Origin of the sequence: Amycolatopsis decaplanina DSM 44594 (assembly GCF_000342005.1) — a bacterium.
In the GTDB taxonomy this organism is placed as follows: domain Bacteria; phylum Actinomycetota; class Actinomycetes; order Mycobacteriales; family Pseudonocardiaceae; genus Amycolatopsis; species Amycolatopsis decaplanina.
On record NZ_AOHO01000048.1, the window covers coordinates 477,251 to 501,164 of the forward strand.

Here is a 23,914-nt window from a genome sequence, read left to right on the forward strand (position 1 = left end):
GCGTGAGCGACAGCGAAGCGGGCGAAACGGACGACGAGCGCCGCAAGCGGGGGATGTCACCCGACCCGATCCTGCCCGGCCAGAAGCCGCCGAAGATCACGGTTCCGAGGCCGGTCGCCATCTCGTTCTGGCTGTGGATCGCGGCCGGGGTCGTCCTGGTGGCGGGGCAGGTCGCCCTGCTGGTGCTGAAACAGGAACTGACCGAGGGAATCCTCAAGCAGATCAAAGAGAACCCGGTCCCCGGCCAGCCCGCCGATCCGGCGCAGGTCGCTTCCGGGGTGAACACCCTGCTGTGGATGCTGTTCGGCGGCGCGCTCACCTTCGCCGTCCTGTTCGCGTTGTTCGCGTACAAGGCCCGGGAGGGAACACGGTCGGCCAGGACGGTCCTCACCGTCGGGGCGGTCTTCCTGGTGCTGGTGGAACTGCTGATCCTTCGCGGTTCGCTCAACGTGTTCCTGCTGGTGTCCACCTTGCTGGTGGCGATCGCGCTGGTCCTCATGTACCTGCCCAGCGTCGCCGATCACTTCCCGAAGGTCGGGCGCACGCTGCCATGACGCCCGAGCCGTCCCTCTACGACGAACCCGGCGTCGGCTGGACGGCGTTGCTGTGGGCGCCGCTGTTCGCCCTCGCCGGGCTGCTCGCGGAGCTGACGACGGGCGGCCCGGTCCACTGGCCGGCCTGGATCCTGGTCGCGGTCGGGCTGGTGGCGATCACCGTGCCCTGGGTGTACGCGCGCCGCCGGTACCTCTCTCTGGAAGTCACCGTGGACGGTTACCGGCAGGGCAGGGAAACCCTGGAGGCGGCCCGGATCACCGAGGTCCTCGAAGACGAGACGCCGGTCGGCTCACGGGTCCTCGGTGGAGGCTGGACGATCCCCAAGAAGCACGGCGAAGTCGGATTGAAGCTCGACGACGGCGTTTTCGTGCGCGCCTGGGCCAAGGACCCGGACGCCCTCCGCGAGGCTCTCGGGAATTTGGTGCGTGCTCGCACCACAGAGTCATGAGAAACTGCTCACCGTGATCGACCTTCCCCAGCCGACCGGCGCCGATCTGTGGCCACCGGAGGACACCCGGCCCGCGGCCCGGCTGCACAAACCCCTGCGCGCCGTGGTGGGGGCGGTCGAGCTGGTCCTCGCCGCGCTCGCGGTGTGGGGCGCTTTCGCGTGCTGGAAGGCCGGTGTCGTCCCGGTCGTGATCACCTACGGCGAAACGACGACCCTCGAATCGCAGCGCTATTTCGGAGGCCCGCTCGCCGGCGCCATCGGGCTGGGCGTGCTGGCCGCGATCCTGGTGGTGGACGCGATCCGCCAGTTCCTGCTCGCCGTGCGGGCCAAGGGCCGCAAACCCAAGAACTAGTTGAGCCAGACGACGGCGGCGTTGACCGCGGTCGAGTACAGCAACCACAGCAGATACGGCACGAGCAGCCAGGCGGCGAGTCTCGACCGGCGCCCGAACTCCATCATCGTGATGGGCACCACGAAGTCCAGTACGACGACGTCGGCCAAAGCCAGGGCGTGCGCGCCGCCGGCGAAGAACAAGGGCGTCCACAGCAGGGTCAGCAGCAGGCAGACGCCGTAGAAGGCGAAGCCGCGCGTTTCGCCGTCGGTCCGCCAGTAGTACCAGCCCGCGACGGCGACCACGAGGAGCAGGACCGACCACACCGGACCGTAGAGCCAGCCCGGCGGCGCCCACGACGGGCGGGCCAGCGCGTTGTGCGTTTCGGAACGGGTGGCCACGGCCAGCGCGGCCACCACCCCCACGATCGCCGACATGGCGATGAATCCGGCCAGGGCCTGCCAGCGCAGGCGACGGTGGTGGGTCGGTGGTGACGACACCGTGGACACGTGGATTCCTCCGCGAGGGTTTCGACAGGAGTGTTTCCCACCCTAGTGGGCCTGGTCACGCCATGCCCGGAACCGCGAGGACTCGGCGGCGGGTGTCATCGGCGGATTTGCGAGACTGGGGATGTGACTACCGGAGTCGATCAGTCCAAGGCATGGTTCGAACGAGCGAAGGCCGCGATCCCGGGTGGGGTGAACTCCCCGGTGCGGGCTTTCAACTCCGTCGGCGGCACCCCGCGGTTCATGGTGCGCGGTGAGGGCCCGCACCTCTGGGACGCGGACGGCAACCGCTATGTCGATCTGGTTTCCTCGTGGGGGCCGATGATCCTCGGGCACGCGCATCCGGACGTCGTCTCCGCCGCGCGCGAAGCCGCTGTCGACGGGCTGTCGTTCGGCACCCCGACGCGCGGTGAGGTCGAACTCGCCGAGGAGATCATCGGCCGCGTCGAGCCGGTGGAGCAGGTGCGCCTGGTCAACTCCGGCACCGAGGCGACGATGAGCGCGATCCGGCTGGCCAGGGGGTTCACCGGCCGGACGAAGATCATCAAGTTCGCGGGCTGCTACCACGGCCACGTCGACGCGTTGCTCGCCGAAGCGGGCTCCGGCGTCGCGACCCTCGGCCTCCCGACGTCGCCCGGTGTCACCGGCGCGCAGGCAGCCGACACGATCGTCCTGCCCTACAACGACCTCGACGCGGTCCGGAAGTCCTTTGTGGACAACCCGGACTCGATCGCCGCGATCATCACCGAAGCCGCCGCGGGCAACATGGGCGCCGTCGCCCCGACCGACGGCTTCAACGCGGGGCTCATGGAGATCGCGCACGAGCACGGTGCCCTGCTGATCATGGACGAGGTGATGACCGGGTTCCGCGTCTCGAAGGCGGGCTGGTTCGGCCTCGAAGGCGTCGCCGGAGACCTCTACACCTTCGGCAAGGTGATGTCCGGCGGGCTGCCTGCCGCTGCCTTCGGCGGCCGCGCCGACGTGATGGCGAAGCTGGCCCCGGGCGGGCCGGTGTACCAGGCGGGGACGCTGTCGGGGAACCCCGTCGCCGTCGCCGCCGGGCTCGCGACGCTGCGCGCGGCCGACGACGCCGTGTACGCGGCCCTCGACACCAACACGAAGCGGCTCGGCGACCTGTTCGGCCGGTCGTTGACCGAGGCGGGTGTCACGCACACCGTGCAGTACGCGGGCAACCTGGTCAGCGTGTTCTTCAGCGAGAACCCGGTGACGAACTACCCGGGCGCGCAGGCCTCGGAGACCTGGCGGTTCCCGGCGTTCTTCCACGCGTTGCTGGACAACGGCGTGTACGCGCCGCCGAGCGCGTACGAGGCGTGGTTCGTCAACGCGGCCATGGGCGACGCCGAGTTCGAGATCATCGAGTCCGCGCTTCGCGTGGCCGCCCGCGCCGCCGCCGAGGCGGTCCAGGCGTGAGCGAGACGACGATCGTGCACCTGCTCCGCCACGGTGAGGTGCACAACCCGGACAAGATCCTGTACGGCCGCCTGCCCGGCTTCAAGCTCTCCGACCGCGGTCAGCGTCAGGCGCTGACGGTCGCCGAGGCCGTCGCGACGCACGACATCACGCACGTCGTGGCTTCGCCGCTTCAGCGCGCGCAGGAGACCGCCGCGCCGATCGCGGCCGCGCACCGGCTCGACGTCGAGACCGATGAACGGCTCATCGAGGCGGACAACCAGTTCGAGGGCGAGCGGGTCGCCGTCGGCGATGGCGCCCTCCGCCAGCCGAAGCACTGGCCGAAGCTGGTCAACCCGTTCCGGCCGTCTTGGGGCGAGCCGTACGTCGAGATCGCGCACCGCATGCTCGGTGCGATCCACCGGGCGCGGCGGACGGCCGAGGGCCACGAGGCGCTGTGCGTCTCGCACCAGCTGCCGATCTGGACCGTGCGGCGCTTCCTGGAGGCGAAGCGGCTCTGGCACGACCCGCGCAACCGGCAATGCTCGCTCGCGTCGCTGACCAGCCTGGTCTTCGAGGGCGAGGAACTCGTGCGGATCGTCTACAGCGAGCCCGCCGGCACGACCGACCCGAAGGTGACCGGGGCATGAAGCGTGCGCTGGCGGCCATGGCGGTGCTGATGCTCGTCGTCACGGGCTGCACCACCGGCAAGGACGCCGTCGTCACCGGCGGCACGTTCAACTTCGTTTCGCCGGGCGGGAAGGTCGACATCACCTACGACGTCGCGGACCGCCAGCCGTCGCCGACGCTGTCCGGCGACGACCTGATGAACGAGGGGAAACAGCTTTCGATCGCGGACTTCCCCGGCAAGGTCATCGTGCTGAACCTGTGGGGCCAGTGGTGCGCGCCGTGCCGCGTCGAGGCGCCGGAGATGCAGAAGGTCTACGACCAGACCAAGGCGTCCGGGGTCCAGGTGGTCGGGATCGACCTGCGCGACAACGACCGGGCCCCGGCACAGGACTTCATGCGGGACCGGAAGCTGACGTACCCGTCGATCTACGACCCGTCGGGGCGGACGCTGCTGCAGCTCTCGGGCTATCCGCGCAACATCATCCCGTCGACGATCGTGCTGGACAAACAGCACCGCGTCGCGGCGGTGTTCCTGCGGGACCTGCTGGCTTCGGACCTGCTGCCGGTCGTCCAGCGCCTCGTCGCCGAACCCGCCTGACCCCTCTCCGCAATTCGGCACCTGGTTGCGGTCCTTGCACGCGCAAGGATCGCAATCTGGTGCCAAATTGCGGCGAGGGGGACGGGACCAAGGTCCTGACCGGGTGCGACGTAGGTCCCGTTGGGCCAGCCCCGGCGTTTTCACCTGGACCACACTGCCTACGCTCAGCCGTGTGAACGCTGTAACTCCTCAAGAGGCGTGGCCACGTTGGCGACGGGTGTAACCGAGCTCGCCCTCTCCGGGCCGTTGCTGCTCGCCGCGGGTGTCGCGCTGCTGGCCGGGACGATCTCCTTCGCGTCACCGTGCGTCGTGCCGCTGGTGCCCGGGTATCTCGCGTACCTGGCCGCGCTGGTCGGGGCGGACGCCCCCGCGGTCAGCGTGGGAGAGGAGCGCAAGAAAGGCCGCTTCGCCGTCGTCGGCGCGGCGGCGCTGTTCGTGCTCGGGTTCACTGTCGTCTTCGTGGTGACGCTGGGGACGTTGGTGTGGATCGCCGACGCCGTCCAGCTCAACATGGACCTCCTGCAGCGCCTCGGCGGCGTGCTGACGATCGCGATGGCCCTGGTCTTCCTCGGCTGGATCCCGGGGCTGCAGCGCGAGTTCCGGTCGCACCACGTACCGCGCGGCGGATTGTGGGGCGCGCCGGTGCTCGGCGCGGTGTTCGGGCTCGGCTGGACGCCGTGCATCGGGCCGACACTGTCCGCGGTCATCTCCATGGCCAGCGCCACCGGCGGGGCGGCGGTGCGCGGGTACGTGCTGATCCTGGTCTACTGCCTCGGCCTCGGCGTCCCGTTCCTCCTCATCGCGTTCGGTGCCCGCTGGGCCGTCCGCGCGACGGACTGGCTGCGCCGCCACGGCCGTCAAGTGCAGGTCTTCGGCGGCGTCCTGCTGCTGATCGTCGGCGTCCTGCTGGTGACCGGCCTGTGGACCGACATGACCGGCTGGATCCGGAACACCCTCGTGAACGACATCAGGCTGCCCTTGTGACCACCACTGAAGCCCCACCGAAGAACGAATATCGCCAGACGCCGCTGAAGCGTGTCCTCGGCTTACTGCGCAACACCTGGCGCGGGCTGACGTCGATGCGCACCGCGCTGGTGCTGCTGTTCCTGCTCGCGCTCGCCGCGATGCCCGGCGCTCTGCTGCCGCAGCGGAACCTCAACGCCGTCAAGACCGACGAGTACATCGCCGCGCACGGCTGGTGGGGCGAACTGCTCGACCGCACGCAGTTCTTCGAGGTCTACGGCAGCGTCTGGTTCTCGGCGATCTACATCCTGCTGATGGTCTCGCTCATCGGCTGTCTCGCGCCGCGCAGCTTCGAGTACGCGAAGGCGATGCGTGCGAAGCCGGTGCTCACGCCGCGCAAGCTCTCGCGGATGCCGCATCACGTGTCCACCACGACCGACCGGACCCCCGAGACGGTCATGAAGGACACGCACGCGCTGCTCAAAGGCTGGCGTCGCGTCGAGCGCGAAGAGGCCGACGGAAGCCGAAGCATCTCCGCCGAACGCGGGTACCTCCGCGAGACCGGCAACCTCGTCTTCCACTTCGGCATGCTCGGCCTGATCATCTTCTTCGCGTTGGGCAAGATGTTCGGCTACGAAGGCCAGGTCATCGTCCAGGCCGACAACAGCCCGTGGTGCAACTCCGGCATCCTCGGCTACGACACCTTCAACGCCGGACTGCGCGTCGACGGCACCGACCTCAACGCGTTCTGCATCCGGCTCAAGGACTTCGAGGCGCGCTACACCGAGAGCGGGCAGGCGAACTACTACCACTCCAACATGGAGTACCAGTCCGGCGAGGATCTGAAGACCGGCGCGTGGAAGCCGTACGGACTCGAGGTCAACTCGCCGCTGCGCACCGCGGGCGACCGCGTCTACCTGCTGAACTTCGGTTACTCCCCGAAGTTCACGGTGACCTTCCCCGACGGCACCGTGCGCACCAACATCACGCCGTGGCGTCCCGCGGACGAGCCGACGAAGCTCTCCGAAGGCGCGACGAAGATCGACCAGCCGGGCATCACCGACCCGATCGAACGCCGCACCCGCCAGCTCGCGATCACCGGCCTGCTCGCCCCGACCGCGTTCCTGCACGGCAACGTGCTGACGTCGTCGCGGCCCGAGGCGAACAAGCCGGCGGTGGCCGTCGACATCTACCGCGGTGACCTCGGCCTCGACGCGGGACGCGGGCAGTCGATCTTCCAGATCGACCAGTCGCTCGTCGAAGACGGCAGGCTCAAGAAGCTCACCCGGCAGAACCTGGACCAGGGCCAGGAGACCGTGCTGGACGACGGCACGAAGGTCCGGTTCGACGGCGTCCAGGAGTGGGTGGCCATCCAGGTCTCGCACGACCCGGTGCAGGGCTGGGTGCTGGTCTGCGCGGTCGCGATGCTGATCGGGCTGGCGGGATCGTTGCTGGTCAAACGGCGTCGGGTGTGGGTCCGGGTGACACCGGCCCGCGAAGGTGAGACGGGTACCGTGATCGAGGTCGCCGGGCTGGCGCGCACCGATCAGGCGGGCTACGGCGAAGAGTTCCAGCGGATCAGCGACAAGCTGGTCCAGGGGCAGAGAGGCAACTAGAGGTCATGCCGATCAACGAGACGCTGTCCCAGTACAGCGACTACTCCTACACCACCGCGGCGGCGATCTACGTCCTCGCGCTGATGTTCGCCCTCATCGAGCAGGGCTTCGGCGCGAAGGGCCGGCTGGCGGCGGAGCGCAGCAAGCAGAAAGCCCGCGAGCTGGTCGGCGCGGGCGGGCCGCCGGTGAGCACGGGGACGACGGTGACTCCATCGGAGCCTCCGCGTGAGGTCGGCCGCCCCGAGCGCATCGGCCGCATGGGCGCCGCGCTGCTGGTGCTCGCCGCGCTGCTGCACCTTGGCGCGATCGTGCTGCGCGGACTCGCCGTGCACCGCGCGCCTTGGGGCAACCTTTACGAGTACGGCATGGCCACGACCTTCATCGCGGTCGTGACGTGGATCGTCATCATGCGGAAGTTCCCGGTCCGCCACCTCACCGGCTTCCTGCTGCTGCCGGTCGTGATCCTGATGTTCGTCAACGGCACCATGCTGTATCAGATCGCGGCCCCCGTGCAGCCCGCACTGCAGTCGTACTGGCTGGTCATCCACGTTTCCGCGGCGATCATCGGCTCCGGTGTCTTCCTGGTGCCCGGCGTCGCGAGCGTCCTTTACCTCTTCCGTACCGCCCACGACGACAACCCGGCCAAGTTCGCCAAGTTCGGCCCGAAGCTGCCCGCCGCGGACGTCCTCGACCGCATCGCTTACCGGACCACGATCTTCGCTTTCCCGATCTTCACCTTCGGCGTGCTGTGCGGCGCGGTGTGGGCCGAGGCGGCCTGGGGCCGGTTCTGGGGCTGGGACCCGAAGGAGACCGTGGCTTTCGTCGCGTGGGTCGTCTACGCGGCGTACCTGCACTCCCGCGCCACCGCGGGCTGGCGGGGCAAGCGGGCGGCGATCATCAACATCGTCGGGTTCTCGGCGACGGTGTTCAACATGTTCTTCGTGAACCTGGTGACCTCGGGCCTGCACTCCTACGCCGGGGGCTGACCGTCGCCGCTGCACGTGTGCCGACTACCGTCAATACTGAGGCAGCGGGGGAAGACGTGCGCGGAGGAGGAATTCAGCGGTGACCGGACCCAGCGAAGAATCGGCTCCTGGCCACCCCGAACCGAACGAGAGCGTCCAGCCCTCGGAGTTGTTCTCCGAGGACCGGACGGACTCGGCGCCGCATCCGACCGCGGGCGGCTTCGAGGCCGAGCCGACCCAGGTCGTCCAGCCCCAGTACGCGGAGCCCCAGTACCCGCAGCAGGGCCAGTACCCGCAGCAGCCCGCTCCGCAGCAACAGCAGCCTTTGCTGCCGCAGCCGTCGCAAGGGCAGTACCAGCAGCCTTACGACCAGAACCTGCCCCCGCTGCAGCCTCAGCAGGCGCCTCCGCAGCAGGCCGTCCAGTACCCGCCTCAGCAGCAGTACGCGCAGCCGCAGCAAGCGGTGCCAGGGCTGCCGCAGCCGCAGGGCAGGCACGCGCTCCCGGACGAACTCGCCACCGCGAGCCTGGTGAAGCCGCAGAAGCGCAAGCCTCAGTCGGGTTGGCGCAAGGCCCTTTACGTGGGCACCGGCAAGCTGGTCAACCCGGGGGAGAGCCCCAAGGACACGCGCAAGCGCGAACTGATCGCGCAGATCAACCAGCCGCTGCGCGGGTGCTACAAGATCGCGATGCTGAGCCTCAAGGGCGGCGTCGGCAAGACCACCACGACGACCACGCTGGGCTCGACGTTCGCGTCGCTGCGCGGTGACCGGGTCGTCGCCGTCGACGCGAACCCGGACCGCGGGACGCTGTCGCAGAAGATCCCGATCGAGACCACCGCGACCGTCCGGCACCTGCTGCGGGACGCGGACAAGATCACCAGGTACAGCGACGTCCGTTCGTACACCTCGCAGGGCGGGAGCCGGCTGGAGATCCTCGCCAGCGAGCAGGACCCGGCGGTCTCGGAAGCCTTCTCCGAGGACGACTACCGGCGCACGGTCAACCTGCTGGAGCACTTCTACAACATCGTGCTCACCGACTGCGGTACCGGTTTGATGCACTCGGCGATGAAGGGCGTCCTTGACGTCGCGGACGCGCTGGTGGTGGTTTCGTCAGGCTCCGTCGACGGGGCGCGCAGTGCGTCGGCCACGCTCGACTGGCTGGAGGCACACGGCTACGGCGACCTGGTCAAACGGTCCGTCGCGGTGATCAACTCGGTGCGGCCGAAGGGTGGCTCCGTCGATCTCGACAAGCTCTCCGCACACTTCGGCGCGCGGGTCCGTTCGGTCTGCCGCATCCCGTTCGACCCGCACCTGGAAGAGGGCGCCGAGATCGAACTGGACCGGCTCGACGAGGACACCCGGCTGGCGTTGCTGGAACTGGCCGCCACCGTCGCCGACGGCTTCGGTGGCCAGCAGTACCAGCCGATCCAGCCCTAGTCCATCCATGCCCCCCCCGCCACCCTCAACGGAGGAGCGGAGCTCCAGGCCCGGTATTTACTCTTTGTCCTCGTCTTTACCTTTGCGCTGCTGCTCACCGAGCTTGCGCAGGAAGTCGGGATCGTCGTCCGGGGCCAGCGTCGGTCGCGACGAGGGCACCCCGACACGCTCGATCCCGAACGCGCGCCACAACACCACGGCGACGGTGAGCGCTCCGATGGCCGCGAGCAGGTAGATCATGCTCGGTCCCTTTCCGCGTGGAGGACGTTGCCCAGTCCCACGAGGCTAGCCTCTTTGCCGTGCGCGGGGGGACCCATGGATACCCCAATGTGACGAAGGGCGGGTTACGAGCCCTTCGTCACTGGAGTCCTTTTTAGGGGAAATGCCTGGTCAGACCTTGCGGGCGGGCTCGCTGGCGTCGGTGGTCAGCTCGGCGAGGAGCTCGTTCACTTCGGCCTCGCGGAACCGGCGGTGCCCGCCGGGAGTGCGGATCGAGCCGATCCGGCCCGCGGTCGCCCAGCGGGTCACGGTCTTGGGGTCGACCCGGAACAGGGCCGCCACTTCACCGGGGGTGAGCAACCTGCCGCCCATGGTCGCGGTCATTTTCCGCCTCCTTCACGGTTCCAGTGCTAAACCGGAGGCGGGCCTGATGCCCGTCGTGCCGGGTAGCCAACACGGCAATCGTTGCATCTCACCCGTCAGGTACTCGAACGGTTGTCCAACAGTAAAGAGCCCTTAAAGGTCAAAACCGACAACCACGACATGCGCCACCGGGCCCCGCGGTCTTGTCATGGATGTATGAAAACGCGCCCTGATCACGCGAATCGGGCCGTGACACCTAAGGTGTAGCGGTGGACCAGGTGGATCGGAAGATCATCGCGGCATTACGGGAGAACGGGCGGGCTACCTACGCAGACCTCGGCCGGTCTGTCGGGCTCTCGGCTTCGTCGGTGCACGAACGGGTCGGCAAACTCGAGGCCGCCGGCGTGATCACCGGCTACCACGCCATGGTCGACCCCAACACGGTCGGACTCGGGGTGACGGCGCTGGTCGGCATCCACCCCACCGACACCGCGACCGAAGACGACGTCGCGGAGGCGCTCGGCGCCCTGGACGAGGTCGAGAGCTGCTACGCCGTCGCGGGCGACGAAGCGTTCGTCGTCAAAGTGCGGGTGTCGACAGTCGACGATCTCGAGCGGACGCTCGGCAGGCTGCGGCGGATCCCCGGCGTGGGCCGCACGAACACGACCGTCGTGCTCTCCACCCGCTTCGAAGGGCGGCCCAACAACGCGGGCCTGGACGAGGGCCGCGACGGCAACGCGTAGCCTGCGTTGATGTGAGCGATAATCACCTGCCCCGTGACCTGACGCTGTACGTGCTGGCCAGGTTTCTCCTGGTCGGGGTCATCGCAGGGGGGTTGCTGCTGGTCAACGTCCCGCTGCTGGTCGCGTTGCTGATCGGCCTGGTCGTGGGGCTGCCGCTGGGTCTGCTGCTGTTCCGCCCGCTGAACGCGCGCGTGACCGCCGGACTCGCCCGCCGCAACGAAAAGCGCGCCCGCGCCCGCGCCGAATTGCGCTCGCAGCTGCGCGGCGACCGAGTGGACGGGGCAGCGTGAGCCGTCTGCACAGCCGCAGCTGGGTCCGTGAAGCCGTCCGCATCATCGAGGCCGACGCGAACCGCAGCGCCGACACGCACCTGCACGTCTTCCCGCTGCCCGCCGAGTGGGGCATCGACCTGTACCTGAAGGACGAGTCCGTCCACCCGACCGGCTCGCTCAAGCACCGGCTCGCGCGGTCGCTGTTCCTGTACGGCCTGGTGAACGGCCAGATCGGGCAGGACACCGTGCTCGTCGAGGCGTCCAGCGGCTCGACGGCGGTCTCGGAGGCGTACTTCGCTCGCATGCTCGGGCTGCGGTTCATCACCGTGGTACCGCGCAGCACCTCGCCGGAGAAGATCGCGCTCATCGAGTTCTACGGCGGCGAATGCCACTACGTCGACCGGGCGCCGGACATGTACCCGGAGGCCGAGCGGCTCGCTTCGGAGTGCAATGGCCACTACCTCGACCAGTTCACCTACGCGGAGCGCGCGACGGACTGGCGCGGCAACAACAACATCGCCGAATCGGTGTACGCGCAGATGCAATCCGAACGGCACCCCGTGCCGACGTGGATCGTCGTCGGCGCCGGGACCGGCGGCACGAGCGCGACCTTCGGCCGCTACGTGCGCTACAAGCGGCACACCACGAAGATCGCCGTCGTGGACCCGGAGAACTCGTCGTTCTTCGGCGCTTGGCAGACCGGGGCGCTCGACTACAGCACCGGCATGCCGTCGCGGATCGAGGGGATCGGGCGGCCGCGCGTCGAGCCGTCGTTCGTGCCCGGCGTGATCGACGAGATGCTGCAGGTGCCGGATGCCGCTTCGCTGGCGGCCATCCGCGTGCTGCGCGAACGGACCGGGCACTGGGCCGGCGGATCGACCGGGACGAACCTCTTCGGCGCGTTCACCCTGATCTCGCGGATGATCTCGGAAGGCCAGGCGGGCAGCGTCGTCACGCTGCTGTGCGACGGCGGTGAGCGGTACGCCAACACGTACTACGACGACGCGTGGCTGGCGCAGAAGAACATCGACATCGCGCCTTACCTGGAGAAGTACCGGGAGTTCCTGGTGAGCGGGAAGCTCGCTCCGGAGGCCTGAGCGGGGCTTGTCTCGTCTGGGCCGCTTACCTCAGGTTCGCTGGATCGCCAAAAAGAGCAAGGGACCTTTGCTATCGCCTGGGCCGCATCTAGTGGTCGCCTAAGCGTCGGAGTACAACGGGTAGTGGCTTGAAGCGGGAAACTCAAGGGATGAACGGTCCGTTCATTCCTCTCGCGCCGTCCGGGCCCGAAGTGAGCCGAAAGGCCTGACCGGCCCCTTCGAGCCGCACTGTGTGGATTTCGGGTCATCCAACGTCCCGAAATCCACACAGTGCGGCGGCAAAGGTCCGGTCATGGCCTCCCGCGAAGCCGCGAAGTCTGCAAGCCGCGAAGCCGCAGAGCCCAAAGCCTCAGAGCGCCAGCGCGACTGCGGTCAGAACCGCCCACCCCAGCATCGCGAACCCGGTGTCCCGCAGCGCCGGGATCAGCGCCCTCCCCAGCGCCCCGCCGCCGACGGCCTTGACCGACTTCACCAGCAACGGCGCGGTCAGCAGGCCCAGCAGCGCCCATGGCGTCACGAAGGCGAGAAGCACGCTCACGACGTACGGGACCGCGACCAGCACCAGGTAAAGGCGCCGCGTGCCCTGGTCGCCGAGCCGGGTGGCGAGTGTGCGCTTGCCGGACTCGATGTCGGTCGGGATGTCGCGGAGGTTGTTGGCGGTCAGCACACCGGTCGAGAACGAGCCGACGGCGACCGCGCAGCCGAGCGCGGTCCAGCTGATCTGTCCGGCTTGGACGTACACGGTGCCCAGCACGCCGGCCAGTCCGAAGAAGACGAAGACCGCGATCTCGCCGAAACCGTAGTAGCCGTAGGGCTTCTTGCCGCCGGTGTAGAACCAGGCGCCGAGGATGCAGACCGCGCCCATCGCCAGCAGCCACCACAGCCCGCTGATCGCGACGAGCACGAGTCCGAGGACTCCGGCGAGTCCGAGGGCCACGAGAGCGGCCGCCAGGACGGCCTTCGGCTTCGCGACTCCGGAGCCGACCAGCCGCAGCGGGCCGACGCGGTTTTCGTCGGTGCCGCGGATGCCGTCGGAATAGTCGTTGGCGTAGTTGACGCCGACGATCAGGGCCAGTGAGACGAGCAACGCGAGAATCGATCGGGACCAGGAGAAGCCGTCGAGCGCGACCGCCGCGCCGACTCCGGCGACCACCGGCGCCACCGCGTTGGGCAGCGTCCGCGGGCGCGCCCCTTCGATCCATTCACCAGCAGTCGCCATGTCGCCATTCTGGCCCTGGTCACTACCGGCCGGTATGCGGGGCTCGTCACCCGCCCGCGGTGCCGAGCCACCGCGAGCAGGGACGAATCCGGCTACTTCAGATCGTTGATCGTGTCTTCCAGGGTCCAGGTGAGTGTGCCGCTGTTCGGAACGGCGGTTTCCGGTTCGTCCGCCAGCGCGGGCCCGGCCAAAGCGACCAGTCCCATCGTGACGGCGGTGCAGGCCAATACTGTGCGTGTCCAGCGCGTCATACCTAGACGTAAACCCGTGGGTAATGATCGTGTCAACAACGTCCCGGTAATCGGTGGAGAATTCACGACCTTCGTAGGAGATTCCTGACGGCCGTCCTGTCGACCTTCCCCGGACCCCGCAGCGGTAGCTCTTCGGTGAATTCGACCCGCTTCGGAGCGGCCGCCGGGCCGGCCTCCGCACGGCACGCGGCGCGCAGCGAATCGATGTCGCAACCAGCGCCGACGACGAGCGCGACGACGGCCTCGCCCCACTCGGGGTCAGGTACTCCGACCACGCACGCGTCCCTGATTCCGGGTTGTGCGGTCAAGATCCGTTCGACGGCCGCGGCGGCCACCTTCACCCCGCCCGTGTTGATCATGTCGTCGATCCGCCCGAGGATCTCCAACCGCCCATCGGCCGACCACCGGCCGCGGTCGGAAGTGCGGAAGCGGCCCGCCTCGAAGGCCTCCGCGGTCAGCTCAGGTCGCAGTCGGTAGCCGTGCGAGAGCACGTCACCCGTGATACAGACCCGCTCGTCCTCGAGTTCGACGCGTACTCCGTCCAGCGGTACGCCTTCGTAGACGCAGCCGCTCGCGGTCTCGCTCATGCCATACGCGGGCACGATCTTCACGCCCGCTTCGGCGGCGCGTTCGCGCAAATCCGCGGTGGTCGCCGCGGCGCCGACGATGATCGCGTCGAACGCGCGGGCCGCCGCCAGTCCGGCGCCGCCCGCGTCGAGCAGCCGCCCGAGCTGAGTCGGCACGAGCGCGGTGTAGCGCGGGCCGTCCAGGGACAGCAGTGGCGTGGCGGCTTCGGCGAAGTCGTCCGGCCGGAAACCGGAAGCGTGCAGCACGGCCGGTGTCGTCCCGGCCAGCAGCGAGCGGACCAGCACCTGCAGTCCGCCGATGTACTGCACCGGGGTCGCGAGTAACCAGTGTCCCGGCCCGCCGAGCCGCGCGTGGGTCGCGTGAGCCGACGCGGTCAGTGCCGACGCGGACAGCAGCACGCCCTTGGGTTCGCCGGTGGAACCGGAGGTGGCGATGATCACCGCCGTCCCGGGCTCGGCCGGTCGCTCCGGCTCCATCGCGTCCCGCAGGGCCACCGACGCGTAGGGGAGGACGGCCGGGCCGCCGTCGAGCGCCTCGGCCAGTGCCGCGGTCAACTCGGCGATCGACTCCAGGCTCCCGTCGACCCGCACCTCACGCATCCCGCCACCCTACGTCCGCAATTCGTCATCTACTTGCGATCGTTGCGCACGCAACTAGCGCAAGTAGATGACGAATTGCGGGGTCAGTAGTAGTACGGGAACGCCGACCAATCCGGGGAGCGCTTCTCCAGGAAGGAGTCGCGGCCTTCGACGGCCTCGTCCTGCATGTACGCCAGCCGCGTGGTCTCGCCGGCGAAGAGCTGCTGGCCGACCAGGCCGTCGTCGGTGAGGTTGAACGCGTACTTGAGCATCCGCTGCGCGGTCGGCGACTTGCCGTTGATCGCCCACGCCCAGTCCAGCGCTTCGGCCTCGAGCTTCGCGTGCGGGACGGCGGAGTTGACCGCGCCCATCGCTTGCATCTGCTCGGCCGTGTACTCGCGCCCGAGGAAGAAGATCTCCCGCGCGAACTTCTGCCCCACCTGCTTGGCCAGGTACGCCGAGCCGTAGCCGCCGTCGAAGGAGCCGACGTCGGCGTCGGTCTGCTTGAACCGCGCGTGCTCGGCCGAGGCGAGCGTGAGGTCGCACACCACGTGCAGCGAGTGCCCGCCGCCTGCCGCCCATCCCGGGACCACCGCGATGACCACCTTCGGCATGAACCTGATCAGCCGCTGGACCTCGAGGATGTGCAGCCGTCCGGCCCTGGCCGGATCGATCGTGTCGGAGGTCTCCCCGTCCGCGTACTGATACCCGGAGCGTCCGCGAATACGCTGGTCACCACCGGAACAAAACGCCCAGCCGCCGTCCTTCGGTGACGGGCCGTTGCCGGTGAGCAGGACGCAGCCGACGTCCGAGCTCATCCGCGCGTGGTCGAGCGCGCGGTACAGCTCGTCGACGGTGTGCGGGCGGAAGGCGTTGCGGACCTCGGGACGGTCGAACGCGACACGTACGACACGTTTGCCTGAGCGGCTCTCAGAGGAGCGGTGATAGGTGATGTCGGTGAAGTCGAAACCTTCGACCTCGGTCCACAAGGCGGGGTCGAACAGCTCGGAAACCTGGGCGTCATCCACGTTTGGGAGAATAGGACGTGTGGCCGTGAGTCGTAGTGTGAAACCCGAGGTCTGCCGGTGAATCCTTCCACCGCGCAGGCCAGGGTCATCGTCGACGAACTCGTCCGCAACACCGTCTCGCACGTCGTCCTCTGCCCGGGCTCACGCAACGCCCCGCTGTCGATCGCGCTGTACGACGCGGCGGCCGCCGGACGCCTCCAGCTGCACGTCCGCATCGACGAACGCGGTGCCGCCTTCCTCGCCCTCGGCATCGCCGCGCGCACCGGCCGTCCCGTGGCCGTGCTGTGCACCTCGGGCACCGCGGCCGCGAACTTCCACCCCGCCGTGCTGGAGGCCGATCGCGCGGGCGTCCCGCTGATCGTGCTGACCGCCGACCGGCCGCCCGAGATGCGGGCCGCCGGCGCGAGCCAGGTCATCGACCAGCACCAGCTCTACGGCAACGCCGTCCGCTACTTCGACGAGCTCGCCGTCGCCGAACGCCGCGCCGGGCAGAACTCGTACTGGCGAGGCCAGATCTGCCGCGCCTGGAACGCCGCGTACGGCGAATGGCGCTGCGGGCCGGTGCATTTGAACATCCCGTTCCGCGAGCCGCTCGTCCCTGACATCGACGATGACGGCGAGTGGTACGAGTCACTCGAAGGGCGTCCCGACGGCGCTCGCTGGACCGAGCTTCCCGATTTCGGCGCGTTTCCCTCGTTCGTGGTGCCCTCGGCCCGTCACGGTCTGGTCATCGCCTGCGACACCGGCGTGCAGGCGGCCAGCGAATGGGCCGAACTGCACGGCTGGCCGGTCGTCTCCGAGACCGGCGGCATCGGGATGGCGGGTGCGACGGCGATCTCGTCGGGCGCGTGGCTGCTCGGCGTCGAGGAGTTCATCTCGCGGCACAAGCCCGAACAGGTCTTGTGCATCGGCCGTCCGACGGTGTTCCGGCAGGTCCAGCGGGTGCTGTCCGATCCAGACGTCGAGGTGCTGCTGGTCCGGCCGGATTCGGACTGGCCCGCGCCCGCGCACAACGTCCGCCAGGTCGGCCAGTGGTTCGACGAGCCGACCAAACCGGCCGATCCGGAGTGGCTCGCCAGCTGGCAGCGCGCGGACAAGGCGGCGTCGGCCGCGGTGACCGAAGCGCTGGCCGCCGAACCGTGGCCGAGCGGACTGCGCCTGGCCACCGAACTGGTCGACGCGGTCCCGGAGGGATCGCTGCTGGTCGTCGGCTCTTCCAACCCGACCCGGGACGTCGCGCTCGCCGGACGGCTGCGGCCCGACGTCCTCGTGCACCGCAACCGCGGCGTCGCCGGGATCGACGGCATGGTGTCGACCGCGATCGGCGCCGCGACCGTCCACAGGGGACATTCGTACGCCCTGCTCGGCGACCTGACGTTCCTGCACGACGCGAGCGGCCTGTTGACCGGGCCCGCCGAACAACGCCCCGACCTGACGATCGTGGTGCTCAACGACGACGGCGGCGGCATCTTCTCCCTGCTGGAGCAGGGCGCGCCCGAGCACGATGCCAGCTTCGAGCGTGTGTTCGGCACGCCGCACGGCGCCGACCTCGGTGCCCTGTGCGCCGGTTACCGAGTGCCGCACGTCGTCGCCGAGACGCTCACCGAGTTCCGCGCGGCGCTGAAGCCCGCGCCGGGGCTGCGGGTGGTGGAGGTCCGGGTGGACCGAACGCGCCACCGCGAGCTGCACGCGCGGCTCCGTACGGCGGTGTCGTCGGCCGTGCGCGCTGTCTAGGTATTTTCCGTCTCGGTCCAGAGGGTAGGAATCCCTCCTTCGGATGTGTCTCCGTGGTGATCGTCTGGCTACGTTCGAGCGCGCCGACACATCCTGGGAGGGATTCGCAATGCGCTTGAAGACTCGCGCCGGCTTCGCCGGATTGACCGCGGGCGTCGTCTCGGTGCTGCTCGCCGGCTCCGCGGCGGCCGCACCCGCGCCCGGCTCGATCGGCATCGGCGACCCGTACTACCCGCACGCCGGGAACGGCGGCTACGACGTCGGTCACTACGACCTCCGGCTGACCTATCAGCCGTCCACCGACCTGCTGTCCGGTGCCACGACGATCCTGCTCACCGCGACGCAGGACCTCTCGGCGTTCAACCTCGACTTCGGGCTGAAGGTGTCGAGCGTGCGGGTCGACAATCGGCCCGCGCGGTTCGCGACGTCGACCGACGGCACCGGCGAGATGACCGTCACGCCGGCCACACCGCTGAAGAAAGGCCAGACCGCGACCGTCGTCGTGGCCTACGCGGACACGCCGTCGAAGGTGAAGATCGACGGCTTCACCGCCTGGAAGAAGACGCCGGACGGCGCGCTGGCCGTCGACGAGCCGCAGAGCGCGGCCTGGTGGTTCCCGTCCAACGACCACCCGACCGACCTGGCCACCTACGACATCTCGGTCGAGGTCCCGAACGACGTCGCCGCGCTGTCGAACGGCACGCTCGTGCGCAAGACGGTGCACCGGCCGGGCTGGACGCGCTGGAACTGGCGGAGCACCAAACCGCAGGCGACGTACCTCACGTCGCTCGAGGTCGGCAAGTTCGAGGTGCACGAGCAGACCACGCCGGACGGCAAGCCGTTCGTCACCGCCTACGGCGCCGATCTCGGCGAATCGCTCGGCGCGGCCAAGGCCAGCATCGAGCGGACGCCGGAGATCACCGAATTCCTCGCCTCGAAGTTCGGGCCTTACCCGTTCGAGGCGCAGGGCGGTGTCGTCACCACCGGCATCACCTTCGCGCTGGAGAACCAGACGCGGCCGGTCTACGGCGCCCGTGCCTTCCGGTCCGGCTCCAACACCTCGGTCGTCGCGCACGAGCAGGCGCACCAGTGGTTCGGCGACAGCGTCACGCTGGGCAAATGGAGCGACATCTGGCTGAACGAGGGCTTCGCCTCCTACGGCGAGTTCCTGTGGTCGGAGGAGACCGGCGAGGGCACGGCCGACGAACTCGCCCAGTACCTCTACGACTCGAGGCCCGCCGAGGATCCGTTCTGGCAGGTCCTGCCCGCCGACCCGGGCGCGGACAAGCAGTTCGACGCGGCCGTCTACGACCGCGGCGCGCTCGCGGTGCACGCGTTGCGCAAGGCCGTGGGCGATGACACGTTCTTCCGGATCCTGCAGACCTGGCAGCAGGTGAAGAAGAGCAAGCCGGCGGTGATCGGAGAGTTCATCGCGCTGGCGGAGAAGGTTTCGGGCGAGCCGCTGTACGACCTGTTCCGGACGTGGCTGTACACCAAGGGCAAGCCCGCCGTGGGGCCCAACGGCGGGCCGGCCGCTGCTTCGCGGGCCGCTGTGGCCCCGGTCGCACCGAAGTCCTACCCGCAGATCAAGGCGACCCATGATTTCCTCGCCGAGCGACACGCCCACTGACGGGTAGCGCTACGCTCGCGGCGTGACGGCCAAAGCGGAACGGGTGAGGCGCATCGGGTGGTATGCCGCCCTCGTCGTCGCCTCACTCGTCACCGTGCTCGGCGTCTCGCTGCTGTTCGCCGCCATCCGGAACGACAGCGCGATCGAAGCACAGCTCGGCCAGGCGACCGCGCAGGTCGAATCGGTGGCCTTCGACCGGACGATCATCAACTACGCCACCCCCGACGGCATCATCCACAGCCCGGCCAACGGCGTGCTCTACCCGTCGGGGCTGGCCGCCGGGCAGCTGGTCAACATCGAGTACGACGTCGGCGACCCGGAACTCGCGCGGGTGGCCGGGCGCTCGGCGGCGAACACGCTGCTGCCGCTGGGCAGCATGATCTTCTTCACCTGGCTGATCGCCGGTCCGCTGCTGTGGTGGATCCGGCGGCAGCGGCTGGCTTACCGGCGATCTCTCGCCGAGTCCGCCGCCTGATCACGCGAGTTCCGCGCCCAAGCACGCGAGTCTCGCCTCTGATCACGCGAGTTCCGCGCCCAAGCACGTGTGTCGTCCGTCTGATCACACGAGTCGTCCGATGCGGCACGCGGGCTTGACGTGCGGAATCGGCACTCGCGTGCTTGGGGGCGAGACTCGCGTGATCAGAGGCGGGACTCGCGTGCTGGGGGCGGAACTCAGCCGACCGACTCCTGCCACCACCCCAGTACCTCGTCGGCCACCCCCGGCGCCGCCACCAGCAGGGCGTCGACCGGCAGCGCCGTGTCCTCCCCGTGCCGGTCCAGCACCACGGCCCCGGCCTCGATGGCCAGCGCGACCGAACCGGCGACGTCCCATTCGCGGTAGCTGTGCAGCACCGCCGCGGCCGCGTGCCCCAGCGCGACCTGCGCGATCGCCAGTGCCGCCGAGCCGAGCACCCGGACCCCGGCGTGCGCGGCGGCGGCCCGTTCGATGAACTGGCCCATTCCGGGCCAGACGCCCTTGCGCGTGAGTTCGGTGCAGACGATCGCGCCGGCGGTCCCGCAGCGGTCGGTCAGCGTGATCGGCTTGCCGTTCGCCCGGGCGCCGCGGCCGCGCGCGGCGGCGTAGATCTGGGCGCGGTACGGGTCCGCGACCACGCCCACCACCGGGCCCGAAGCGTCGATCAGGGCGAGGCTGTACGCGCACCAGGGGACACCGGCGACGTAGTTCGCGGTGCCGTCCACCGGGTCGACCACCCAGCGGTATTCGGCGACGTCGGCACCGTGGTCGGCGCCGAATTCACCGCCGACGACGGGGATGCCGGGGAATTCCGCGGTCAGCACGCGGCGGGTGTGGCGTTCGAGGATCCGGTCCGTGTCGGTCACCCAGTCGAAGGGGGAGTCCTTCGGATCGGGCTGGGCGCCCCGGCCCGCGGTCGCGGTGATCACGTCGGTCGCGTCGTTGGCCAGCCGCCCGGCCACTTCGAGGGCCCTCGACACCAGCCCGGGCTCGACGGGCTGAGGCGGCCTTGACGACAGGAGGGTCATGCCTGCCTAGTGTGGCCGATCCTGGTTTACGGAACACGACCTTGAGATGACATGTCGTCTGTTCCGTTTTTGTTGGCGTGGGCGTCACAACCGGATGCGACAGTGATCGGCGTGCGAGTCGCGATAGTCACCGAAAGTTTCCTGCCCCAGGTGAACGGCGTGACCAACTCCGTGCTCCGCGTCGTGGAACACCTCCGCGACCGCGCGCACGACGTGCTGATCATCGCCCCGGGCCCGGGTCCCGTGGAGTACCTCGGCGCCCCGGTCGTGCGCATTCCCGCCCTCGACTTCCCCGGCGTGAACTCCCTCCCGGTCGGTGTGCCGACCAGGACGGTGCTCACCGCGCTGGCCGATTTCGGGCCGGACGTGGTGCATCTGGCGTCGCCGTTCGTGGTCGGCGCCCGCGGTCTCGCCGCGGCCAGACGGCTGCGGGTGCCGTGTGTCGCGGTGTACCAGACCGACATCGCCGGTTTCGCCGCCGCGTACGGCTTCGGCATCGCCGCCCGCGCGGCCTGGCGCTGGGTGCGCCGCCTGCACTCGCGGGCCGACCGCACGCTCGCGCCGTCGACGGATTCGGTGGAACAGCTGAAACTGCACGGGATCCCGCGGGTGCACCGCTGGGCGCGAGGCGTCGACATCGAGCGGTTCTCGCCGGTCCACGCCGATCCCGCGTTGCGTGCCGAACTGGCGCCGAACGGCGAACTTCTGGTCGGTTTCGTCGGCAGGCTCGCGCCGGAGAAGGAGGTCGAGCGGCTGACCGCGCTCGCCGGGGTCGGCGGGATCCGCGTGGTCGTCGTCGGTGACGGGCCGGAGCTGCCGATGCTGCGCGAACGGATCCCGGGCGCGGCCTTCCTCGGTGCCCGCTACGGCGAGGAGCTTTCCGCCGCGTACGCGAGCCTCGACGTCTTCGTCCACACAGGACCGCACGAGACGTTCTGCCAGGCCATCCAAGAGGCGATGGCGTCCGGGCTCCCCGTGCTCGCGCCGGACGCGGGCGGACCGAAGGATCTGGTCCTGCCCGGACGCACCGGTTATCTGCTGCCCGCCGACCGGGCCGGATTCGCGACGGCGCTGGTGGACAAGGTGAACGACCTGCGCGACGAAGCGCTCCGGGCCAGGCTGGGGGAGAAGGCGCGCAAGGTCGTCCTCGGCCGGACCTGGCCCGCGGTCTGCCACGAACTGGTCGGCCACTACGAGGCCGTCCAAGGCAAAGTCGCGCGCGCGGCCTGAAATGCACATCGTCCAGCTGGCCAACTTCTACGGACCACGCTCGGGCGGGCTGCGGACGGCGCTGCATCACCTCGGCGCCGGTTACGTGGCCAGCGGCCATCAGGTGACCCTCGTGGTGCCTGGGCGGCGCTACGCGGACGAGACGCTGCCGTCGGGAGTCCGCCGGTTTTCCCTTCCCGCACCGCGGATCCCGGGCACGGGTGGCTATCGCGCGGTCGATCCGCACCGGGTGCGCGCGGTGCTGAAACGCCTGGAGCCGGACAGGCTGGAAGTGTCCGACAGGCTCACGCTGCGCGGTATGGGCGTCTGGGCGCGGCGCAACGGCGTGCCCAGCATGGTGATCTCGCACGAGCGGCTGGACAGGCTGCTGGAGCAGTTCCTGATGCCGGAACTCCTCGCGCGGCGGGTCGCGGACGTCGCGAACCGGCGGATGGCGCGGCGCTACGACACGGTCGTCTGCACGACGGCGTTCGCCCGCGCGGAGTTCGACCGGATCGCCGCGCCGAACGTGCGGCGCGTCCCGCTCGGTGTCGACCTCACGACGTTCGCCCCTGCCCGGCGCGACGACGGCTGGCGGCACACGCTGTCCGGTGACGCGGACGCGCTGCTCGTCCACTGTGGACGTTTGTCGGCGGAGAAGCACGTCGAGCGCAGTGTGGACACCGTCGCCGAGCTGACCGAGGCGGGGCACCGCGTGCGGCTCGTGATCGCCGGCGACGGGCCCCGGCGGCGATCACTGGAACGGCGGGCGCGTGGGCTTCCGGTGACCTTCCTCGGCTTCCTTACCGGACGCGGCGACGTCGCGCGCCTGCTGGCCAGCGCGGACATCTCCCTCGCACCCGGTCCACACGAGACGTTCGGGCTGGCCGCGCTGGAGGCGCTCGCCTCGGGCACGCCGGTGGTGGTCTCGGCGTCGTCGGCGCTGCGGGAGATCGTGCGGCCCGGCTGCGGCGAGGCGGTCGACGATCGCGCCCCGGCGTTCGCGGGCGCCGTCACTGGTCTGCTGGAGAGTCCCGAGGACGTGCGACGCTCGGCGGCGCGGGCTCGCGCGGAGGAATTCGCCTGGCCACGGTCGGTGCGGGGAATGCTCTCCGCACACACATGATCACTTTGTATCTCTTTTGTACAACCGGCATTCATCGTCCCCTCACGCCATCGAGCGAGAGGACGGCACGTGAGGTTCGAAGTACTGGGCACGTTCAGCATCTCTTCCGGTTCGCGGTCGGTCCCGCTGCACGGCCGGATGAGGAGAACGCTCCTCGGCGTGCTGCTGGTCCGGGCGAACACCTTCGTACCGGTGAACGTGCTCACCGAGGCACTGTGGGAGAGCAAGTGGGAGCCGCGGGCGGTGCCGAAGCTGCACTGGCACGTCCACAAGCTGCGGCAGGCCCTGCCCGAAGGCGACCGGCTCGGCTTCGACAACGGCGGCTACCGGCTGGAGGTCCACCCGGGCGAACTCGACGTCGAGACCTTCGAGACGCTGGCGAGCCAGGCGCTGAAGTCCGCGGATCCCGCGCAGCGTGCCTCACTGATCCGGCAGGCCCTCACGCACTGGCACGGCGCGCCCTATGAGGGCCTGGACGTCCCGCTGCTTTCGGACGAGACGATGCGCCTCTCGGAGCACCGCCTGGTCCTGATCGAAGAGCTCTACGAGGCCGAACTGGACCTCGGACGGCACGCGAGCGCGGCCGTCGAGCTGGCGGATCTGGTGCGGCGGCACCCCCTGCGGCAGCGTGCCCAGTACCTCCTGATGGACGCTCTTTGGCGAGCCGGGCGCACGTCCGACGCGCTGGCGGCGTACCGGCGTGCGCGCCGGGTCTCGGTCGATCAGCTCGGCCTCGAACCCGGGCCGGAACTGCGGTTGCTGGAGCGGAGGATCCTCGCCGGTGAGGTCGCGGGGGCCGGTGCGCACCGTGCCCCGGCGTTGCTTCACCGGGCCAGGTGACCCTACGGGGCGTCGCTTTGCTCCCGCTTGGCCGAAGTGTCTCAGCGGAGTCGG

General features: G+C 69.5%; 27 protein-coding genes. 19 read left to right on the forward strand and 8 right to left on the reverse strand.

Annotation, left to right across the window (positions count from 1 at the left end):
• Window positions 1-2 precede the first annotated feature (2 nt).
• Genes H074_RS14930 through H074_RS14940 form a run of 3 tightly spaced genes read left to right on the forward strand, consistent with a single transcriptional unit; the run spans window position 3 to window position 1,355 of the window.
• Window positions 3-554 carry a hypothetical protein gene (locus H074_RS14930; RefSeq protein ID WP_007030883.1) on the forward strand — a complete coding sequence of 184 codons (552 nt, stop codon included), beginning with the start codon at window positions 3-5 and terminating at the stop codon, window positions 552-554.
• On the forward strand, window positions 551-1,003 hold the full coding sequence (locus tag H074_RS14935) for a hypothetical protein (RefSeq protein WP_007030884.1): 453 nt from the start codon (window positions 551-553) through the stop codon (window positions 1,001-1,003). Before H074_RS14930 ends, H074_RS14935 begins: the two co-directional genes overlap by 4 nt.
• The gene (locus H074_RS14940) at window positions 981-1,355 is read left to right on the forward strand and encodes a hypothetical protein (protein ID WP_007030885.1); all 375 of its coding nucleotides are present in this window, start codon (window positions 981-983) and stop codon (window positions 1,353-1,355) included. Before H074_RS14935 ends, H074_RS14940 begins: the two co-directional genes overlap by 23 nt.
• Here the strand turns inward: H074_RS14940 and H074_RS14945 are convergent.
• Window positions 1,352-1,843, reverse strand: coding sequence for a tryptophan-rich sensory protein (locus tag H074_RS14945; protein ID WP_007030886.1), 492 nt, complete (start codon window positions 1,841-1,843; stop codon window positions 1,352-1,354). The genes H074_RS14940 and H074_RS14945 overlap by 4 nt on opposite strands.
• Window positions 1,844-1,966: 123 nt before the next feature.
• Between H074_RS14945 and hemL the strand changes: the two genes are divergently transcribed.
• From hemL to H074_RS14980, 7 genes are all read left to right on the forward strand, one after another.
• Window positions 1,967-3,271, forward strand: a complete 1,305-nt coding sequence (hemL, locus tag H074_RS14950; protein ID WP_007030887.1) for a glutamate-1-semialdehyde 2,1-aminomutase — start codon at window positions 1,967-1,969, stop codon at window positions 3,269-3,271.
• Window positions 3,268-3,900 (forward strand): histidine phosphatase family protein, encoded by a 633-nt coding sequence (locus H074_RS14955; protein ID WP_007030888.1) that lies wholly within the window; start codon window positions 3,268-3,270, stop codon window positions 3,898-3,900. The genes hemL and H074_RS14955 overlap by 4 nt, the downstream gene beginning before the upstream one ends.
• The gene (locus H074_RS14960; RefSeq protein ID WP_007030889.1) at window positions 3,897-4,478 is read left to right on the forward strand and encodes a TlpA family protein disulfide reductase; all 582 of its coding nucleotides are present in this window, start codon (window positions 3,897-3,899) and stop codon (window positions 4,476-4,478) included. The genes H074_RS14955 and H074_RS14960 overlap by 4 nt, the downstream gene beginning before the upstream one ends.
• 198 nt (window positions 4,479-4,676) lie before the next feature.
• Window positions 4,677-5,462, forward strand: coding sequence for a cytochrome c biogenesis CcdA family protein (locus tag H074_RS14965; protein WP_007030890.1), 786 nt, complete (start codon window positions 4,677-4,679; stop codon window positions 5,460-5,462).
• Complete coding sequence (gene resB / locus H074_RS14970; RefSeq protein ID WP_007030891.1) at window positions 5,459-7,057, forward strand: cytochrome c biogenesis protein ResB; 1,599 nt, start codon at window positions 5,459-5,461, stop codon at window positions 7,055-7,057. Before H074_RS14965 ends, resB begins: the two co-directional genes overlap by 4 nt.
• A 5-nt stretch (window positions 7,058-7,062) precedes the next feature.
• Window positions 7,063-8,043, forward strand: a complete 981-nt coding sequence (gene ccsB, locus H074_RS14975) for a c-type cytochrome biogenesis protein CcsB (RefSeq protein ID WP_007030892.1) — start codon at window positions 7,063-7,065, stop codon at window positions 8,041-8,043.
• 79 nt (window positions 8,044-8,122) lie between these two features.
• On the forward strand, window positions 8,123-9,460 hold the full coding sequence (locus tag H074_RS14980) for a MinD/ParA family ATP-binding protein (RefSeq protein WP_007030893.1): 1,338 nt from the start codon (window positions 8,123-8,125) through the stop codon (window positions 9,458-9,460).
• A 57-nt stretch (window positions 9,461-9,517) separates the two neighbouring features.
• On the opposite strand, the gene H074_RS14985 is transcribed toward H074_RS14980, so the two are convergent.
• Together H074_RS14985 and H074_RS14990 are read right to left on the reverse strand one after the other, a co-directional pair.
• The gene (locus tag H074_RS14985; RefSeq protein WP_005151794.1) at window positions 9,518-9,700 is read right to left on the reverse strand and encodes a hypothetical protein; all 183 of its coding nucleotides are present in this window, start codon (window positions 9,698-9,700) and stop codon (window positions 9,518-9,520) included.
• Window positions 9,701-9,850: 150 nt separating this feature from the next.
• The gene (locus H074_RS14990) at window positions 9,851-10,063 is read right to left on the reverse strand and encodes a BldC family transcriptional regulator (RefSeq protein WP_005151795.1); all 213 of its coding nucleotides are present in this window, start codon (window positions 10,061-10,063) and stop codon (window positions 9,851-9,853) included.
• A gap of 248 nt (window positions 10,064-10,311) precedes the next feature.
• On the opposite strand from H074_RS14990, the gene H074_RS14995 reads away from it, so the two are divergent.
• The 3 genes from H074_RS14995 to cds1 are packed head-to-tail and all read left to right on the forward strand — an operon-like array spanning window position 10,312 to window position 12,154.
• Window positions 10,312-10,785, forward strand: a complete 474-nt coding sequence (locus H074_RS14995; protein ID WP_007030894.1) for an Lrp/AsnC family transcriptional regulator — start codon at window positions 10,312-10,314, stop codon at window positions 10,783-10,785.
• Window positions 10,786-10,796: 11 nt separating this feature from the next.
• Entirely contained in the window at window positions 10,797-11,075 is a 279-nt protein-coding gene (locus tag H074_RS15000; protein WP_007030895.1) for a DUF4229 domain-containing protein, read from the forward strand.
• Window positions 11,072-12,154, forward strand: coding sequence for an L-cysteine desulfhydrase Cds1 (gene cds1, locus H074_RS15005; protein WP_007030896.1), 1,083 nt, complete (start codon window positions 11,072-11,074; stop codon window positions 12,152-12,154). The genes H074_RS15000 and cds1 overlap by 4 nt, the downstream gene beginning before the upstream one ends.
• Before the next feature lie 349 nt (window positions 12,155-12,503).
• Here the strand turns inward: cds1 and H074_RS15010 are convergent, their stop codons facing one another.
• The 4 genes from H074_RS15010 to H074_RS15020 all read right to left on the reverse strand — a co-directional run bounded on the left by H074_RS15010 (window position 12,504) and on the right by H074_RS15020 (window position 15,818).
• Entirely contained in the window at window positions 12,504-13,373 is an 870-nt protein-coding gene (locus H074_RS15010; protein WP_007030897.1) for a 1,4-dihydroxy-2-naphthoate polyprenyltransferase, read from the reverse strand.
• A 92-nt stretch (window positions 13,374-13,465) separates the two neighbouring features.
• Window positions 13,466-13,624, reverse strand: coding sequence for a hypothetical protein (locus H074_RS41000; protein WP_167333169.1), 159 nt, complete (start codon window positions 13,622-13,624; stop codon window positions 13,466-13,468).
• 62 nt (window positions 13,625-13,686) lie between these two features.
• Window positions 13,687-14,811: an o-succinylbenzoate--CoA ligase gene (menE, locus tag H074_RS15015; protein ID WP_007030898.1), complete on the reverse strand. Its 1,125-nt coding sequence runs from the start codon at window positions 14,809-14,811 to the stop codon at window positions 13,687-13,689.
• An 83-nt stretch (window positions 14,812-14,894) separates the two neighbouring features.
• Window positions 14,895-15,818: a 1,4-dihydroxy-2-naphthoyl-CoA synthase gene (locus tag H074_RS15020; protein WP_007030899.1), complete on the reverse strand. Its 924-nt coding sequence runs from the start codon at window positions 15,816-15,818 to the stop codon at window positions 14,895-14,897.
• A gap of 57 nt (window positions 15,819-15,875) precedes the next feature.
• Here H074_RS15020 and menD point away from each other — a divergent pair, with 57 nt between their 5' ends.
• From menD to H074_RS15035, 3 genes are all read left to right on the forward strand, one after another.
• The gene (menD, locus tag H074_RS15025) at window positions 15,876-17,552 is read left to right on the forward strand and encodes a 2-succinyl-5-enolpyruvyl-6-hydroxy-3-cyclohexene-1-carboxylic-acid synthase (protein ID WP_007030900.1); all 1,677 of its coding nucleotides are present in this window, start codon (window positions 15,876-15,878) and stop codon (window positions 17,550-17,552) included.
• A gap of 109 nt (window positions 17,553-17,661) precedes the next feature.
• Entirely contained in the window at window positions 17,662-19,182 is a 1,521-nt protein-coding gene (locus H074_RS15030) for a M1 family metallopeptidase (protein WP_007030901.1), read from the forward strand.
• Between the two features lie 22 nt (window positions 19,183-19,204).
• On the forward strand, window positions 19,205-19,657 hold the full coding sequence (locus tag H074_RS15035) for a DUF3592 domain-containing protein (protein WP_007030902.1): 453 nt from the start codon (window positions 19,205-19,207) through the stop codon (window positions 19,655-19,657).
• A 197-nt stretch (window positions 19,658-19,854) separates the two neighbouring features.
• Here H074_RS15035 and H074_RS15040 read toward each other — a convergent pair whose 3' ends face one another.
• On the reverse strand, window positions 19,855-20,685 hold the full coding sequence (locus tag H074_RS15040; RefSeq protein ID WP_034310664.1) for an inositol monophosphatase family protein: 831 nt from the start codon (window positions 20,683-20,685) through the stop codon (window positions 19,855-19,857).
• 111 nt (window positions 20,686-20,796) lie between these two features.
• Between H074_RS15040 and H074_RS15045 the strand changes: the two genes are divergently transcribed.
• The 3 genes from H074_RS15045 to H074_RS15055 all read left to right on the forward strand — a co-directional run bounded on the left by H074_RS15045 (window position 20,797) and on the right by H074_RS15055 (window position 23,860).
• Window positions 20,797-21,915 carry a glycosyltransferase family 4 protein gene (locus tag H074_RS15045; protein ID WP_200865778.1) on the forward strand — a complete coding sequence of 373 codons (1,119 nt, stop codon included), beginning with the start codon at window positions 20,797-20,799 and terminating at the stop codon, window positions 21,913-21,915.
• Window position 21,916: 1 nt separating this feature from the next.
• The gene (locus tag H074_RS15050; protein ID WP_007030905.1) at window positions 21,917-23,020 is read left to right on the forward strand and encodes a glycosyltransferase family 4 protein; all 1,104 of its coding nucleotides are present in this window, start codon (window positions 21,917-21,919) and stop codon (window positions 23,018-23,020) included.
• A 69-nt stretch (window positions 23,021-23,089) separates the two neighbouring features.
• On the forward strand, window positions 23,090-23,860 hold the full coding sequence (locus H074_RS15055) for an AfsR/SARP family transcriptional regulator (protein WP_007030906.1): 771 nt from the start codon (window positions 23,090-23,092) through the stop codon (window positions 23,858-23,860).
• The last annotated feature ends 54 nt before the right edge of the window (window positions 23,861-23,914 follow it).